This window comes from Rahnella sp. CG8 (genome assembly GCF_023701875.1).
Lineage (GTDB): Bacteria > Pseudomonadota > Gammaproteobacteria > Enterobacterales > Enterobacteriaceae > Rahnella > Rahnella aceris.
The window spans coordinates 233,792-249,706 of sequence record NZ_JABAED010000002.1 but is presented as its reverse complement, the minus strand read 5'-3'; the positions used below and the strand labels follow the sequence as shown (position 1 = coordinate 249,706).

14 protein-coding genes are annotated in these 15,915 nt (G+C 54.6%); 10 read left to right on the top strand and 4 right to left on the bottom strand.

The window, feature by feature from the left end; translation table 11 throughout:
* Nucleotides 1-139 precede the first annotated feature (139 nt).
* The 3 genes from eptB (at nucleotide 140) to HGO41_RS03045 (ending at nucleotide 3,988) form a co-directional block, all read left to right on the top strand.
* The gene (eptB, locus tag HGO41_RS03055) at nucleotides 140-1,816 is read left to right on the top strand and encodes a kdo(2)-lipid A phosphoethanolamine 7''-transferase (RefSeq protein WP_119261415.1); all 1,677 of its coding nucleotides are present in this window, start codon (nucleotides 140-142) and stop codon (nucleotides 1,814-1,816) included.
* 142 nt (nucleotides 1,817-1,958) lie between these two features.
* Nucleotides 1,959-3,071 carry an endonuclease/exonuclease/phosphatase family protein gene (locus HGO41_RS03050; RefSeq protein ID WP_241917243.1) on the top strand — a complete coding sequence of 371 codons (1,113 nt, stop codon included), beginning with the start codon at nucleotides 1,959-1,961 and terminating at the stop codon, nucleotides 3,069-3,071.
* Between the two features lie 2 nt (nucleotides 3,072-3,073).
* Entirely contained in the window at nucleotides 3,074-3,988 is a 915-nt protein-coding gene (locus tag HGO41_RS03045) for a LysR substrate-binding domain-containing protein (protein ID WP_013574710.1), read from the top strand.
* Between the two features lie 6 nt (nucleotides 3,989-3,994).
* Here the strand turns inward: HGO41_RS03045 and leuD are convergent, their stop codons facing one another.
* Entirely contained in the window at nucleotides 3,995-4,603 is a 609-nt protein-coding gene (gene leuD, locus HGO41_RS03040; RefSeq protein WP_013574711.1) for a 3-isopropylmalate dehydratase small subunit, read from the bottom strand.
* 9 nt (nucleotides 4,604-4,612) lie between these two features.
* Nucleotides 4,613-6,019, bottom strand: a complete 1,407-nt coding sequence (gene leuC / locus HGO41_RS03035) for a 3-isopropylmalate dehydratase large subunit (RefSeq protein ID WP_037036103.1) — start codon at nucleotides 6,017-6,019, stop codon at nucleotides 4,613-4,615.
* A 170-nt stretch (nucleotides 6,020-6,189) separates the two neighbouring features.
* Between leuC and HGO41_RS03030 the strand changes: the two genes are divergently transcribed.
* Nucleotides 6,190-7,065, top strand: a complete 876-nt coding sequence (locus tag HGO41_RS03030) for an alpha/beta fold hydrolase (RefSeq protein WP_013574713.1) — start codon at nucleotides 6,190-6,192, stop codon at nucleotides 7,063-7,065.
* 54 nt (nucleotides 7,066-7,119) lie between these two features.
* On the opposite strand, the gene HGO41_RS03025 is transcribed toward HGO41_RS03030, so the two are convergent.
* On the bottom strand, nucleotides 7,120-9,174 hold the full coding sequence (locus tag HGO41_RS03025; protein WP_013574714.1) for a choline transporter: 2,055 nt from the start codon (nucleotides 9,172-9,174) through the stop codon (nucleotides 7,120-7,122).
* A 236-nt stretch (nucleotides 9,175-9,410) separates the two neighbouring features.
* Between HGO41_RS03025 and betI the strand changes: the two genes are divergently transcribed.
* The 4 genes from betI to HGO41_RS03005 all read left to right on the top strand — a co-directional run bounded on the left by betI (nucleotide 9,411) and on the right by HGO41_RS03005 (nucleotide 13,782).
* A complete protein-coding gene (gene betI, locus HGO41_RS03020; RefSeq protein WP_250980750.1) occupies nucleotides 9,411-10,010 on the top strand; it encodes a transcriptional regulator BetI in 600 nt (199 codons plus the stop codon).
* A gap of 44 nt (nucleotides 10,011-10,054) precedes the next feature.
* Nucleotides 10,055-11,524, top strand: coding sequence for a betaine-aldehyde dehydrogenase (gene betB / locus HGO41_RS03015; RefSeq protein ID WP_250980749.1), 1,470 nt, complete (start codon nucleotides 10,055-10,057; stop codon nucleotides 11,522-11,524).
* A 23-nt stretch (nucleotides 11,525-11,547) separates the two neighbouring features.
* The gene (betA, locus tag HGO41_RS03010) at nucleotides 11,548-13,233 is read left to right on the top strand and encodes a choline dehydrogenase (RefSeq protein ID WP_013574717.1); all 1,686 of its coding nucleotides are present in this window, start codon (nucleotides 11,548-11,550) and stop codon (nucleotides 13,231-13,233) included.
* A 90-nt stretch (nucleotides 13,234-13,323) separates the two neighbouring features.
* Nucleotides 13,324-13,782, top strand: coding sequence for a GNAT family N-acetyltransferase (locus HGO41_RS03005; RefSeq protein ID WP_013574718.1), 459 nt, complete (start codon nucleotides 13,324-13,326; stop codon nucleotides 13,780-13,782).
* Nucleotides 13,783-13,969: 187 nt separating this feature from the next.
* Here the strand turns inward: HGO41_RS03005 and HGO41_RS03000 are convergent, their stop codons facing one another.
* Complete coding sequence (locus tag HGO41_RS03000) at nucleotides 13,970-14,902, bottom strand: LysR family transcriptional regulator (RefSeq protein ID WP_250980748.1); 933 nt, start codon at nucleotides 14,900-14,902, stop codon at nucleotides 13,970-13,972.
* Between the two features lie 102 nt (nucleotides 14,903-15,004).
* Here HGO41_RS03000 and HGO41_RS02995 point away from each other — a divergent pair, with 102 nt between their 5' ends.
* Entirely contained in the window at nucleotides 15,005-15,439 is a 435-nt protein-coding gene (locus HGO41_RS02995) for a DMT family transporter (protein ID WP_013574720.1), read from the top strand.
* A 3-nt stretch (nucleotides 15,440-15,442) separates the two neighbouring features.
* On the top strand, nucleotides 15,443-15,895 hold the full coding sequence (locus HGO41_RS02990) for a DMT family transporter (protein WP_013574721.1): 453 nt from the start codon (nucleotides 15,443-15,445) through the stop codon (nucleotides 15,893-15,895).
* Nucleotides 15,896-15,915 lie beyond the last annotated feature (20 nt).

The window sequence follows — 15,915 nt, the reverse complement described above, 5'->3', positions numbered from 1 at the left end:
TATCACATTGGAAGTCACCATTCAGTTTGAACGAAAATGCTCAGCCCGGAGTCTATATGTCCTAAGGAGTGGGTTCCAACCTCCGGTATGAGCGGTTAGTACAACGCAGCCAGACTCACAAAAGAGCCAGTTATTGCCAATGCATAAAATTCGTACACTTTCGCAACAGAGCATTTCTTTGTTCGTTGCACTTTACCTGGGGCTTCTGCTAAACCTTCCGATTTTCATCCGTCGTTATCAGCAACTGCATTATGACAATGCCTTGTCGATTGCTGTCGAAATGGTTGCCTGTTTTGCCCTGGTCTATTTCCTTTGTATGTTGCTGTCGTATACCGGAAAAACCGTTTTCCGTGTCCTGATGACCGCTATCGTGATTTCCTCTGCCGCCGCCAGTTACTACATGATCCTGTTTAACGTTGATATCGGCTACGGAATTTTAGCGGCAGCGCTGGCGTCTGATTCCATTGATTTATCCAAAGAATCTATCGGAACACATTTCATCGCCTGGACCGTGCTGGTGAGTTTGTTGCCGGTACTGTTGCTGTGGCTGAGCAAAATGCCGGGTGCGGCTCTCAAACAAACGACTTTTAAAAGACTGGCGGTCAGAACCCTGCTGCTTGCGGTCTCCGGCCTGCTTTGTTACATGCCGCTGCAACTGATGGGCAAAGTGCAGGATCGCCATGACATCGTAAACAACCGCATGATGGCGAGTTATGGCGGTGTGGTTGCCGGCACGTATTCGCCGTCAAACTGGCTTTCGGCGCTGGGTTTGTATACTTACAGCAGTTACAGCCAGGCGGAAGACACCAAAAATCTGTACGATCCGGCCAAACATTTCACGTATACCGCACCGGCAGATGCCAAAGATATGTACGTGGTGTTTGTGATCGGCGAGAGCGCCCGCCGCGACCATATGGGGCTGTACGGCTACGACCGTGACAACACGCCAAATCTCGACAAAGAGAAAAATTTGGTCGCCCTGCAGGGCTATTCCTGTGATACCGCCACCAAGCTTTCCTTGCGCTGTATGTTTGTCCGCGAAGGCGGGGCATCTGAAGAGCCACAGCGTACGCTGAAAGAAATGAACGTCTTTTCCGTGCTGAAAAGTAATGGCTGGAGTTCAGAGTTATATTCCATGCAGAGTGAAGCCTGGTTCTATAACAAAACCCGTGCGGATGATTATTCGCTGCGTGAAAACATCGCGTCCGAAAAGCGCAACGCCGGTAAGCCGGTGGATGACATGCTGCTCATCGATGAAATGAAAGACTCGATGAATAACCATCCTAAAGGTAAGCATCTGATTATCCTGCATACCAAGGGTTCTCATTATCTGTATTCCGACCGTTATCCGCGTTCTTTCGCTAAATATAAGCCGGAATGTATGGGCATCGATGATTCCTGTTCCACCGGGGAAATGATTAACGCTTACGATAATTCACTGCTGTATACCGATTACTTCCTGTCGCAGGTCTTTGACCAGTTACGCGATAAGAATGCGATCGTGTTCTACGCCTCCGATCACGGCGAGTCGATTTCGAAAAGCATGCATTTCCACGGTACACCGCGTGATCATGCGCCAGCCGAGCAACGTACGGTGCCGATCATGGTCTGGGCGTCGGACAAATTCCTGTCGAACGATCAGAACAAGGCCAGTTTCCAACAACTGCAAAAAATGGCTGCCGAGAAGAAACCGGCGTTCCATGAAAAACTGTATGACACCATTCTGGGCTGTATCGGTTATACCTCGCCAAATGGCGGGATTGTCGAGCAGCACAACTGGTGCCATGTGCCTGATCAGGCCGCCGCCACAAAATAATCTTTGCTGAATCTGCCGCCTTTTTTCTGATGATGGGAGAAGGCGGCGACATATCCCTCTTTTTCAGTCACAATCGGTTAACAACAAAATACCCGTCATATTGAGGGTATTATTTTTGCTTTTTTATCAGGGCCGATAACCGATGCAAGCATTACGAATAACCATTTGCGTACTGACGGTCATTATGACCCTGCTGACGCTTCTTCCTGTGTCGCGCAATCAGCGCTGGTGGGTGCGTATCTGGGATTTTCCGCGTTTACAGATGGCCTCGCTGTGCCTGTTTTTTCTGCTGACTGAACTGGCGATCATGCCGTTCGGTGATGCGATCACCACCACGGTGATCATCCTGACCGTTGCCTGCATGGCGTATCAGAGTTGGTGGATTTTGCCTTATACCCGCCTGTATCCGGTACAGGTGAAGAAAACGGTGCCCAACGGTCATTCGCGCATCAAGATCATGAACAGCAATGTGCTGACCACTAACCGTGAGCCGGAAAAATTACTCGCGCAGGTCAGGCATTATCAACCGGATATTCTGGTGCTGCTGGAAACCGATCAGTGGTGGGAAGATCAGATGGCAGAACTGGATGCCGATTATCCGCACAGCCTGCGCTGTCCGCTGGAAAATCTGTACGGTATGCATGTGTATTCGCGCCTGCCGATGCAGGCGGCGAAGATTCAGTATCTGGTGGCTGATGATATTCCTTCTATGCATTTTCGCGCTGAACTGCCGTCCGGCGAGCAGGTGATTTTGCACTGTCTGCACCCGATGCCGCCCAGCCCGACAGAAGCGGATGAATCCACCAGTCGTGACGGGGAACTGGTTGCTGTCGGACACACGGCAGCGAAAGCGCGTTACCCGACCATTGTCACCGGCGACCTGAATGATGTGGCCTGGTCGCGCACCACGCGGCTGTTCATGAAAATCAGCGGCCTGCTGGATCCTCGCCGCGGTCGTGGCATGTACAACACCTTCCATGCCAGTTATCCGTTCCTGCGCTGGCCGCTGGATCACGTTTTCCACAGCAAAGATTTCACCCTGATTGATCTGAAACGTCTTGATTTTATGGGTTCAGATCACTTCCCGATCCTGGTGGAACTGGCGCTGACGCCTTCTCAGGGTATCGATCAGGAATCATTGGAAATCGACAATGAAGACATTGAGGAAGCGGAAGAAAAACTGTCCGGTGCCGGGGTGAAAAGCAGTGATGTGCACAAGGCTGACAAGCTTAACCAGCCGGTTTACGGACGTTAATCATGAGCAGTGAACGTGAGCGTTTGCCGCTGGCTGAAGACTTACAGGTCTTCCTGGCGGTAGTGAATAAGCAAAGTTTTGCCGCTGCCGCTATCGAACTGGGGCAGTCACCGGCGTATGTCAGCAAGCGTATTCAGATCCTCGAAGAGTCGCTCAACTGTCGTTTGCTGCACAGGTCAACAAAGGGTGTGCGGCTGACAGAAGACGGCGAGCGCACGCAGCGATGGGCGTTACAAATTCTCGATACCTTTGATCAGTTCATCGGTGACCTGTCAGATTCGCGCAGTGAAGCGCGTGGCAACGTGCATATTTGCAGCTCGTTTGGTTTCGGGCGTTGCCATGTGGCTCCGGCGATAGCGGAACTGGCGGCACGTTATCCGCAACTCAATCTGCGCCTTGATCTTTTCGACCGCGTGGTGGATCTGGTCGCGGAAGGTATTGATCTGGAAATTCTGGTCGGCGATGACGTACCTGAGCAGTACATCGGCAAAAAACTGGCGCAGCACCAGCGGATCCTCTGCGCATCAAAGGAATATCTGGCTGCTCACGGCACGCCTGACTCACCGCAAGCGCTGGCGCAGCATCAGTGTCTGGTGATCAAAGAGCGCGACAATCCTTTTGGCATCTGGTCGCTTACGGGAGAAGGCAAGGAACACCGCGTCAGGGTGAAAGGGGCGCTCTCGTCGAACAGTGGCGAAGTGGTATTACAGTGGGCGCTGAAACACCATGGCATCATTTTGCGTTCACAGTGGGATGTTCAGCCTTATCTTTCCCGTGGTGAACTGGTGCGGGTGCTGCCGCAATATTCCCAACCCGCCAGCGTCTGGGCAGTTTATCCCACGCGGCTGGCGGATTCGGCAAAATTGCGGGTCTGTGTTGAGTTTCTGCAACAGCGATTCAGCCAGTTACCGGGCTGACGCTTATTACGCCAGCCACGGATTGCGCTGCAAATGCGCCTGCTGAAACTGACTGATTTCATCGCGAAATTGCAGTGTTGTACCGATGGCATCCAGCCCGTTAAGTAGCGCAATCTTACTCAGTTCATCGATAGCAAAATCAATCCGTTCACCATTTTGCAGGATGATTTTTTGCGCGGATAAATCGACAGTCATTTCATTTTTATCGCCATGGATCACCGCCTGCGCCATTTGCAACCACTGCGCGGGATCCAGTTGCACTGTAAGCACGCCGTTGCGCTGACAGTTATCGAAGAAAATTCCCGCGAACGTGGTGCCGATCAGCGCCCGGATACCGAGCTGTTTCAGCCCCCATACCGCATGTTCACGGCTGGAACCGCAGCCAAAATTCGGACCGACCAGCAGGAATTTCGTCCCCTGCCATTGGGGCTGATTGAGGATAAACGCCGGATCGGGCGAGCCGTCCGCCAGAAAACGCAGATCGAAAAACACCCCGCGATCTAAACCGTTGCGGTCGATGCCTTTGAGAAACTGTTTTGGCATGATCACATCGGTGTCCACATTCGCCGCAGGCAACGGCGCGGCAATACCGGTCAGTGTAGTAAATGCTTCCATGATGACTCCTTACAGGTCACGGACATCGGTCAGATGGCCACAAATAGCCGCTGCCGCAACCATCGCCGGGCTCATCAGATGAGTGCGTGCGCCCGCACCCTGACGGCCTTCAAAATTACGGTTGGTGCTGGATGCACAGCGGTCGCCGGGCGACAGCACGTCGTCGTTCATTGCCAGACACATTGAGCAACCCGATTGTCGCCATTCGAAACCGGCCTGGATAAATATCTCCGCCAGACCTTCCTGCTCAGCCTGTGCCCGAACCTGACTGGAGCCTGGAACAATTATCGCCCGCACTGTGGCGGCGACGCTTTTACCGCGCACGACGTCTGCCGCTGCCCGTAAATCTTCAATACGCGCGTTGGTGCACGAGCCGATAAACGCGTGGCTGACAGGAATGCTGTTAAGCGACTGACCGGCACGCAATCCCATATAGCGGAGTGCACGTTGCAGATCCTGGCGGCGTGAGGCATCCGGTTCGGCTTGCGGATCAGGCACCTGACCGTTTATCGCCAGTGCCTGATCGGGGCTGGTCCCCCAGCTGACCATCGGCGCGATCTCTTCCGCACACAGTGTCACTTCACGATCAAAAACGGCATCCGGATCACTGCGTAATTCGCGCCAGACCTCCACGGCATCCCGCCACTGCTGGCCTTTTGGCGCGCGTGGTTTGTCTTGCAGATAGGCAAACACTTTATCGTCGGGTGCCATGAACGCGCCACGCGCACCGGCTTCCACGGCCATATTACAAATGGTCATACGACCTTCAACGCTCAGCATGTCGATACCCGGTCCGCAGAATTCGATGGCATAACCGGTCGCGCCCGCCGCCCCGATTTTTGCCACCAGCGCCATCACCAGGTCTTTGGCCGTGATACCCGTCGCCAGTGTGCCAGTGACGGTAACCCGCATGGTTTTCAGGCGCTTATACACCAGTGTTTGCGTCGCCAGAAGATGTTCAATTTCCGAGGTGCCGATACCAAAACCAAACGCCCCTAATGCGCCGTATGTGGTGGTGTGGCTGTCTCCGGCGGCAATGACCATACCGGGCAGGATAAAGCCCTGTTCCGGTGCAACAACATGTTCGATCCCCTGACGTTTATCGAGAATATCGAACAACTCAATGCCAAATTCGGCGCAGTTCTCAGCCAGATATGACACCTGACGCGCGCCACCGGCATCCGGCATCTGACGGGTGCGTAGCGGTGCCGTCGGGTTGACGTGATCGACTACCGCCAGTGAGGTTTCCGGCCGCCATACGCGACGGCTGGCTTCACGCAAACCGCTAAACGCCTGCGGGCTGGTGTACTCGTTAATCACCTGCCGGTCGATGTAAAGCAACACGTGGCCCTTGTCATCCAGCGTACGAACGCTGTGGCTGTCGATATGTTTTTCATACAGCGTTTTTGGCTTCATTTCATTGCCCTGATAAACGTAACGGATAATGCCAGCGTCGCAACTTCACGCTTATCGGGCAACGGCCTGAGTGTGATGAGTCAAAACACAGATCGTGAATCAGCGATCTTCACTTGTGGCCTTGTTGCCAACCGGCGAGCGACTAAGATGGGTAAAAAAGGAGAAAACCCATGTTTGAACATTTTACCCAAGGCCGGATGGTGGTCAGCGGAACGGACATTGCTTACCGGATTGCCGGACAGGGCGAACCGCTGTTATTGCTGCACGGACACCCGCAGACGCAGGCGATCTGGCATAAAGTCGCACCCTACCTCACTTCTCAGTTCACCGTGGTGCTTGCCGATTTACGCGGTTACGGTGACAGCGGTAAACCCGAGCCGGACGCGGATCACCTGCGGTACAGCAAGCGCGAAATGGCGCAGGATCAGCTCGAACTGATGGCTGCGCTCGGTTTCAGCCAGTTCAGTGTGATCGCGCATGACCGGGGTGCCCGCGTGGCGCACCGGCTGGCGCTTGATCACCCGCAGGCAGTGAAACGGATGGTGCTGATGGACATTGCGCCGACGCTTTCCATGTATCAGCAAACCAGTGAAGCTTTTGCGCGCGCTTACTGGCACTGGTTTTTCCTCATCCGCCCGGCACCGCTACCGGAAACACTGATCAAGGCTGATCCTGATCTTTACCTGCGCAGCGTAATGGGCAGCCGCAGCGCCGGTATGCAACCTTTCACCGACGAAGCTTACGCAGATTATTTGCGTTGTCTGCAACTTGATGGAACGGCGCGCGGGATTTGCGAGGATTACCGGGCTTCCGCTGCTGTTGACCTGCAACACGATCAGACTGACGTGAATGCATCTCGCAAAGTGCGGTGTCCGCTGTTGATCCTGTGGGGCGAAAAGGGCATTGTCGGCACCTGTTTTACGCCGCTGGAGGAATGGGCAAAGGTGGCAGAAGACGTTCAGGGCGAGGCGTTGCCGTGCGGGCATTATCTTGCTGAAGAACAACCGGAATTATTGCTGGAGAAAGTGCTGCCGTTTCTTCGCTGAGAGGGGGAAGCCTATAAAAAAACCCGCATGGCGCGGGTTTTTTGTGGGCACGTATCAGACTGGCTGTTCGGGGAAGGTGAGGGTGTTGCCCGGCGCTTCACGGTTGATATGCAGGAAGTTCAGATGACGTTCGTATTGATCCAGAATGTCATTGATCACCTGATGTTTGGTGAAGTCCATCAGGTCATTACCCTGAGTCCCTTCAAGAAGGAAGGTTTCCAGACGGTAATAATGCGATTTACCGGCGCGTGCGCGATAGGTAAAGGCAGGAACCGCATAACGTACCGGCCAGATCTGATAGACAAAGTTTTGCTCTTCGCCCAACGCGACCTGCAATTCCAGCGGCCCGATTTTCTCGTCTTCCTGTGGCGCGTGCTCGTTAAAGGTCACTTTTGCCCCGCGTAGTTCCAGTTCCTGGGCCACTTCCTGCATCGCAGGGCGGCAAACAGTGTCCATCATTTTCTGGGTGTGGCGTGTGCCCGGATAATTCATGACCCGCGACAGACGCTGTTTCCAGTTCAGCGCCGCGTCGCTGGTGGCAGGCAGCGGAGCCAGAGTCTGCTGGGTGCTGGCGCGGCGGTAATCTTCCAGACGCAGTGATTTATACAATCCGGCCATGATGAAGAAAATCACAAAACTGAACGGCAGACCCATAATTACCGTGGTGTTTTGCAGTGCAGAAACGCCGTCGGTCATCAGCATACCCAGTGTCAGTACGCCGATGGTGACCGACCAGAAAATCCGCAGCCAGTTTGGCGCATCGTTGTTAATGTCTGCCAGTTTTGAGGTGAAGTTACCCAACACCAGCGAGCCGGAATCCGCCGAGGTGACATAAAACAGCAGGCCGGTAATCGTCGCGACGGACGCGCTCAGCGTAAAGCCGGGATACTGTGCCAGCAGGCTGTAAACGCCGCGTTCAGGGTGTGAGATCACCTCGTTAGCGAAATCCAGATTGCCATGCAGGATCTGGTACAGCGCACTGTTACCGAAAATTGACAGCCACAGCAGGGTGAAGACGAACGGAATAATCAGGGTGCCGAACACGAACTGACGGATGGTACGACCGCGTGAAATACGCGCCAGGAACAGGCCGACAAACGGCGACCACGCTACCCACCACGCCCAGAAGAACAGGGTCCAGCTGTTCATCCATTCGGTCGGGCGGTCAAAAGCAAAGGTATTAAGCGTCATGCCCATAAAGCGATTGATGTAATCGCCAATATTGAGCACCAGCGCATTGAGCAGGAATTCGGTATTGCCGAAGAACAGCAGGAACAGAATCAGCCCCAGCGCCAGCAGCACGTTGAGTTCCGACAGAATACGGATACCTTTGTTAACGCCGGAGGTCACCGACACCGTCGCCATAATCACAGAAAGCAGGATCAGCGCGGCCTGAACGGTCAGGTTTTCCGGAATATGGAACAGCACTTTCAGGCCGTAGTTAAGCTGCACCACACCAATGCCGAGCGTGGTGGCGATACCAAAAATAGTCCCGACCACGGCAGCGATATCCACGCTATGACCGATCGGGCCGTTAATGCGCTTACCAAAAATCGGGTACAGCGCCGAACGGATGGTCAGCGGCAGGTTATAGCGGTAGCTGAAATAGCCCAGTGCAATGCCCATCAGCGCGTACATCGCCCAGCCGGTCAGGCCGTAGTGGAACAGCGTCCAGGTCATGGCCTGCCGCGCGGCTTCCAGCGTTTGCCCGTTGCCTTCCGGTGGCAACATGTATTGTGTCACCGGTTCGGCGACCGAGAAGAACATCAGGTCGATGCCGATCCCGGCAGCAAACAGCATTGCAGCCCAGCTCATCATGCTGAATTCGGGTTTGGATTGTTCAGGGCCCAGTTTGATCGAACCAAAACGTGAACAGGCTATGAACACTACAAACACGATGTACAGCGTAGCCGCCAGCATGTAATACCAGCCGAAGGTGGCGGACACCCAGTTAAGGGTCAGGCTGATCCATTTTCCTGATAAATCGGTGAAGAAAATGGTCATTAATGTGAAGGCTAAAATCAGCCCGGCGGAGGTGAAGAACACAACCTTGTTCAGCTGGTCGCGAGGTTTTTCGCTTTTTCTCTCTGTCGTATCGGCAATCGCCATCTTTTCCCCTGTTATGTCAATTAATCGCTATTTTTCAATAAATTGGATTCATTTAAATCTCAAAATTCATACAAATTACTAACGTATTGGTAATAAAATATATGCATTTTTAATTGAACGTTCAATCAAAAAAAAGTTAAATAGGAGGAGTGCGAGCGTTTTAACAAGGCTGAGCGGGAGCGTAAAAAGAGTTTTTTAAGCGCATTGCAACCCGCTCATTTTCAGGAGCCGGAACCATGCCCAAAGTAGGAATGCAGCCCATCAGACGGCAGCAATTAATTGAGGCAACGCTGGCTGCGGTGAACGAAGTCGGTATGCACGATGCTTCGATTTCGCAAATTGCCCGACGCGCTGGCGTCTCCAACGGCATCATCAGTCACTACTTTCGTGACAAGAACGGGCTGCTGGAAGCCACTATGCGTTATTTGCTCAGTCATCTGGGAGAAGGTGTGCAGTTGCGCTTATCACAGATGACGGATACCGCACCGACGGCGCGGCTGCATGCGATTGCAGAAGCCAATTTTGACGACAGTCAGACTAACAGCGCGGCGATGAAAACCTGGCTGGCCTTCTGGGCGAGCAGCATGCATCACCCGCAGTTGTACCGGCTGCAACAGGTTAACAGCCGCCGGCTCTATTCCAATTTATGTTCTGAATTCAGACGTTTTCTGCCTAAAAACGAGGCGCGTCTCGCAGCGCAAAGCACGGCGGCATTGATTGATGGCCTGTGGCTGCGCGGCGCACTCAGCGGTAAATCGTTTAACCGCGACGAGGCGATGCAGATAACACATCGCCATATTGAATCGCAGTTCGCACCGCGCGTTGTCGGGCAGTAAACGGCGCAGAAAATTTTCAGACCGCACAGACCGAGGAGAGATGTATGTCCCGCTACGGCAAGCAAAAACTTTATATCAACGGGCGTTTTCAGGACAGCACCGGTGATGAGACCTTCGACGCCGTTAATCCGGCCAACGGCGAAGTGATTGCCACGGTGCAATCCGCCACACATGCAGATGTCGATCTGGCGGTGAAATCCGCGCAGAAAGGCCAGAAAGTCTGGGCCGCGATGACCGCCATGAGCCGCGCCCGTATTCTGCGCCGCGCGGTGGATATTCTGCGTGAGCGCAACGACGAACTGGCCGCTATTGAAACGGCAGACACCGGTAAACCGCTGTCTGAAACGCTGGCAGTGGATATCGTCACCGGCGCGGATGTGCTGGAGTACTACGCCGGGTTAATCCCGGCGATTGAAGGCCAGCAAATTCCGCTGCGTGATTCTTCTTTCGTTTATACCCGCCGCGAGCCGCTGGGTGTGGTCGCCGGTATCGGCGCGTGGAACTATCCGATTCAGATTGCCTTGTGGAAATCTGCTCCTGCGCTGGCGGCCGGTAATGCGATGGTGTTCAAACCGAGTGAAAACACGTCGCTGACTGCCCTGAAACTGGCAGAAATCTACACCCAAGCCGGTGTGCCGGACGGCGTTTTCAGCGTGGTGACGGGCGCGGCCAGCGTCGGTCAGGCGTTAACCGATCATCCGGATATCGCCAAAGTCTCCTTCACTGGCGGTATCAAAACCGGCAAGAAAGTCATGGCCAGCGCCTCGGCCTCGACGCTGAAAGAAGTCACTATGGAACTGGGCGGTAAATCGCCATTGATTATCTTTGACGATGCCGATCTTGATAAAGCCGCCGACATCGCGATGATGGCGAATTTCTACAGCGCCGGACAGGTGTGCACCAACGGCACCCGGGTGTTTATCCCCAAAGCATTGCATAAAGCGTTCGAAGCCAAAGTGCTGGAACGGGTGAAACGCATTCGCTCAGGCGATCCGACAGATGAAAATGTCAACTTCGGCCCGCTGGTCAGCTTCACGCACATGGAATCCGTGCTGCGTTACATCGAAAGCGGCAAACGTGAAGGCGCGACCTTGCTGACCGGTGGCGAACGTGTGATTTCCGGTGAATTCGCTAAAGGTGCTTACGTTGCCCCGACGGTATTTACCGACTGCCGTGATGACATGCTGATCGTCCGTGAAGAAATCTTCGGACCGGTGATGAGCATTCTGACTTATGAAAGCGAAGAAGAAGTGATCCGCCGCGCCAATGATACTGAATATGGTCTGGCCGCCGGACTGGTGACGCAGGATCTCAACCGCGCCCACCGCGTGATCCACAAACTCGAAGCCGGGATTTGCTGGATTAACACCTGGGGCGAATCTGCCGCAGAAATGCCGGTCGGCGGTTACAAACATTCCGGTGTCGGGCGCGAAAACGGCATCACCACACTTGAGCATTACACCCAAATCAAATCCGTGCAGGTCGAACTGGGCGAATTCAGCTCAGTATTTTGATCCGCTGCAACAGAGGAGATTCAATGGATTACGATTACATCATTATCGGGGCCGGTTCTGCCGGCAACGTACTCGCCACCCGTCTGACTGAAGACAGCAGTGTCAGTGTGTTACTGCTCGAAGCCGGTGGCCCGGATTATCGTCTGGATTTTCGCACGCAGATGCCTGCGGCGCTGGCATTTCCGTTACAGGGACGTCGTTACAACTGGGCGTACGAAACCGACCCGGAGCCGCATATGAATAACCGCCGCATGGAGTGCGGGCGCGGTAAAGGGCTGGGAGGCTCGTCGCTGATTAACGGCATGTGTTACATCCGCGGTAACGCGATGGATTTCGATAACTGGGCGAAAGCACCGGGTCTGGAAGACTGGAGTTATCTGGACTGCCTGCCTTATTTCCGTAAAGCAGAAACCCGCGACATCGGCCCGAATGACTTCCACGGCGGCGAAGGGCCGGTGAGCGTGGCGACGCCTAAAAACGGCAATAATCCGCTGTTCGGCGCGATGATTGAAGCCGGTGTGCAGGCGGGGTATTCGCGCACGGATGACCTGAATGGGTTTAAACAGGAAGGTTTTGGCCCGATGGACAGAACCGTGACGCCGAAGGGGCGTCGTGCGAGCACTGCCCGCGGGTATCTGGATCAGGCCAAACCGCGCGCCAATCTGACCATTGTGACGCATGCCCTGACCGACAGGATCCTGTTCGATGGCAAGCGCGCGGTGGGTGTCAGCTATTTCCACGGTGATGAATACAACGCCAAAACGGCGAAGGCGAAACGCGAAGTGTTGCTGTGCAGCGGCGCGATTGCCTCTCCGCAAATTCTGCAACGTTCCGGTGTCGGTGCGGCTGAACTGCTGAACCGTCTGGATATCCCGCTGGTGCACGACTTGCCGGGCGTCGGGGAGAACCTGCAGGATCATCTGGAAATGTACCTGCAATACAGTTGTACGCAGCCGGTCTCGTTGTATCCGGCATTGCAGATGCACAACCAGCCAGCGATTGGTGCCGAGTGGCTGTTTAAAGGCACCGGCGTGGGTGCCAGCAATCAGTTTGAAGCGGGCGGTTTTATCCGCAGCCGTGAAGAATTTGCCTGGCCGAATATTCAGTATCACTTCCTGCCGGTGGCGATTAATTACAACGGCAGTAATGCGGTAAAAGAGCACGGTTTCCAGGCGCATGTCGGTTCAATGCGTTCACCCAGCCGTGGCCGCGTTCAGGTGAAATCGAAAGATCCGCGCCAGCATCCGAGCATTCTGTTTAATTACATGGCGACGGAGCAGGACTGGCAGGAGTTCCGTGACGCCATCCGCATCACGCGTGAAATCATGAATCAGCCAGCGCTGGATCCTTACCGTGGTCGTGAAATCAGCCCGGGTGAAAACGTACAGACTGACGAAGAGCTGGATGCGTTTATCCGTGAACATGCGGAAACGGCTTTCCATCCGTCATGCACCTGTAAAATGGGCACGGATGAGATGGCGGTGGTAGACGGAGAAGGGCGGGTTCACGGTATGGAAGGGCTGCGCGTGGTTGATGCCTCCATCATGCCGCAGATCATTACCGGTAACCTGAATGCGACAACTATTATGATCGCCGAAAAAATTGCCGATAAAATCCGTGGCCGCCAGCCATTACCGCGCAGTACGGCGGCGTATTACACCGCGGGCGACGCACCGGTTCGCACGCAGCCGCTGAAGAAATCTGCCTGATAAATTGGCTGTAAAATCTGTGTTAAAAAGAGATATTCTCAGGAATATCTCTTTTTTTTGGCTTTCAGAAAACAGGCAGGGCATTCACTCATGACGGAATCATCATCGCTTCACTGGCAGGATTATCATCACAGTGAACTGAACGCGGCGCAGCTTTACGCCATTCTTGCACTGCGAAGTGAAGTATTTGTGGTGGAACAAACCTGTGTTTATCAGGATATCGACGGACAGGATCTGACCGGCGAAAACCGTCATATCGTCGCCTGGCTGGATGGCAAGATTGCTGCCTACGCGCGTATTCTGCGTTTTGAAGATGACGTGGCAATCGGACGGGTGATTGTCGCGCCCTCTGCACGCGGCCTGAAACTGGGTTATCAGCTGATGGAACAGGCACTGGCTGCCTGCCAGAAACACTGGCCGGGTGCGCGCGTCGCGATTTCCGCACAGGCGCATTTGCAGGGATTCTACGGCAGGCTGGGGTTTGTGGCCTATACCGAAATTTATGACGAAGATGGGATCCCGCATGTGGGGATGGAGTTGAATTCCTGATATTGGGCGAAGCGCAAGCTTCAGCATTGTTTTTGTCATTAATACCCCACCCCCAACCCTCCCCTTCGCAGGGGAGGGAGCCGATCGAGCCCTTTGCATGGGATATCGCCGATCGGGTTTTACTCCTCCCCCTGCGAAGGGGGAGGCGGGGAGGGGGTATTAATGGCAACTCAGAAGACGGATATGTTTACCTTTCCCAGTACGCCGGACTGCCAAATTTCTCCAGCAGAAAATCAATCACAGCCCTGACTTTGATCGACGGGCGGCGGCTGTTCGGATACAGTGCGCTGATGGTTTGCGGCTCCGGTGACGTCGATACCTGATAATCTTCCAGTACGCTGACCAGCCGACCGTCGCGCAGGGCATCGCCAATCAGCCAGGTGGGGAACACCACCAGCCCCATGCCGTCGATCCCGGCCTGCGTCAGGGTTTCCGCATTATTGCTGGTCAGTAATCCCCGCAGGGTCATCGAATGCCATTCCTGTTCCGGCTGACGAAAGTACCAGCGTTGCGGACCGGCAAATCCTTTGAACACCAGGCAACTGTGACTGGCTAAATCCTCCGGTGTTTCCGGCTTTCCTGCGCGGGCCAGATAAGCAGGGCTGGCGGCAAGGCGAAAATTCTGATGGCCGAGCGTGCGCGCCTGCAGGGTGGAGTCCGCCATCACACCAATACGGATGAGCAAGTCAACGCTGTCCTGCAACGGGTCGATAAAATCGTCGGTCTGCATCAGCTCGATATTCAGGCGCGGATAACGTGTACTCAGCTCATGCAACCACGGCGCAAGATGGCGCTGACCAAAAACTACCGGCGCATTGATGCGCACCAGTCCGCCGGGTTCGCTGTCCTGCTCCTGCAAATCCAGCGTGGCGAGATCCAGCTGTGTCAGCACCTGTCGCGCATGACCGGCGAGCAGTTTGCCGGATTCTGTCGGGCTGACGGCGCGTGTGTTGCGATACAGCAGTTGCGTCTGTAATGCCTGTTCAAGCTGGGAAATCACCCGCGATACGGTTGACGGCGACATCGCCTCACGCCGCGCCACCTCAGAGAAACTGCCCTGATCCAGTACCGCGACATACAGCCGTAATGCCTGAATATTGATCTGATTAAAACCTTTCATCTGAGCGTATCCCGCAAAGGTATTTTCCTGATTGTGCTGTTTTTCGCATAGTTCTGTCACGTTATAGTCGCCGCTTCGAAAAAAACAGAAAGCAGGGCAATGATGAATCTGATGTTAATTCCGCTGGTCGTCCTGGCGGGGATGGGGCTTTCACTGGAGGCCGGGCTGATTGGTCCGCTGGGAACGGAGGTTGGCCATCTGTGGGCCACGCTGAGTATTTTTGGTGTGGGTGCGGTGCTCACCGGCCTGCTGGTGCTGTTTTTCAGCCCGCGTAATGCGCCGTCATTCAATGAACAACCGGGCTGGACATTGCTGGGTGGCGTGCTCGGCCCGGTCTATGTCGTGGTGCTGACGCTCGCGACGCCGGTCATTGGTATCGGCATGACCATGATTGCGATTTTGTCAGGGCAGGTGGCGAAAAGCGTGCTGATCGACCATTACGGCTGGTTTGGTACACCGCACAAGAAAGTCGGCGGCGAACGCCTGCTGGCGCTGCTGTTTATCGTTGCTGCACTTGTTTTGATTGCCTGGGACTGAACCATGACTGAACTGATGATGATAATACTGGCCATTGTGGCCGGTGCCGCGCTGAGTATGCAGGCGGCGGTGAACGGGCAGTTAGGCGGGAAAGTGGGCGTACTGAAAAGCGCATTCCTGACGTTCAGCGTCGGGGCTGCCATTACCGCAGTGCTGGTGCTGTTTTTGCAAACACCACAGCCGCAAACCTTGCTCACCGTACCGAAGTGGCAACTCGCGGGCGCATTATTTGGCGTGCCTTACATCATTGTGATGGTGACAGCGGTACCCCGTGTCGGGACGGCGGTGGCAACGGTCGCGGTAATCCTCGGACAACTGGCAATGGGTATGCTGATTGATAATTTCGGCTGGCTGGATAATCCGCAGATCGCGCTGTCATGGCACCGGATTGCGGCTATTCCCTGCCTGATCATCGCACTGGCACTCATTTATCGCAGCAACCGGAAAGCAGAGTGATTTCCTGACAGAGAGCAGAC

Bases quoted from the DNA above. Each gene is read 5' to 3' on its own strand.
- eptB (WP_119261415.1), top strand. From the start codon at position 140: ATGCATAAAATTCGTACACTTTCGCAACAGAGCATTTCTTTGTTCGTT.
- HGO41_RS03050 (WP_241917243.1), top strand. From the start codon at position 1,959: ATGCAAGCATTACGAATAACCATTTGCGTACTGACGGTCATTATGACC.
- HGO41_RS03045 (WP_013574710.1), top strand. From the start codon at position 3,074: ATGAGCAGTGAACGTGAGCGTTTGCCGCTGGCTGAAGACTTACAGGTC.
- leuD (WP_013574711.1), bottom strand. From the start codon at position 4,603: ATGGAAGCATTTACTACACTGACCGGTATTGCCGCGCCGTTGCCTGCG.
- leuC (WP_037036103.1), bottom strand. From the start codon at position 6,019: ATGAAGCCAAAAACGCTGTATGAAAAACATATCGACAGCCACAGCGTT.
- HGO41_RS03030 (WP_013574713.1), top strand. From the start codon at position 6,190: ATGTTTGAACATTTTACCCAAGGCCGGATGGTGGTCAGCGGAACGGAC.
- HGO41_RS03025 (WP_013574714.1), bottom strand. From the start codon at position 9,174: ATGGCGATTGCCGATACGACAGAGAGAAAAAGCGAAAAACCTCGCGAC.
- betI (WP_250980750.1), top strand. From the start codon at position 9,411: ATGCCCAAAGTAGGAATGCAGCCCATCAGACGGCAGCAATTAATTGAG.
- betB (WP_250980749.1), top strand. From the start codon at position 10,055: ATGTCCCGCTACGGCAAGCAAAAACTTTATATCAACGGGCGTTTTCAG.
- betA (WP_013574717.1), top strand. From the start codon at position 11,548: ATGGATTACGATTACATCATTATCGGGGCCGGTTCTGCCGGCAACGTA.
- HGO41_RS03005 (WP_013574718.1), top strand. From the start codon at position 13,324: ATGACGGAATCATCATCGCTTCACTGGCAGGATTATCATCACAGTGAA.
- HGO41_RS03000 (WP_250980748.1), bottom strand. From the start codon at position 14,902: ATGAAAGGTTTTAATCAGATCAATATTCAGGCATTACGGCTGTATGTC.
- HGO41_RS02995 (WP_013574720.1), top strand. From the start codon at position 15,005: ATGAATCTGATGTTAATTCCGCTGGTCGTCCTGGCGGGGATGGGGCTT.
- HGO41_RS02990 (WP_013574721.1), top strand. From the start codon at position 15,443: ATGACTGAACTGATGATGATAATACTGGCCATTGTGGCCGGTGCCGCG.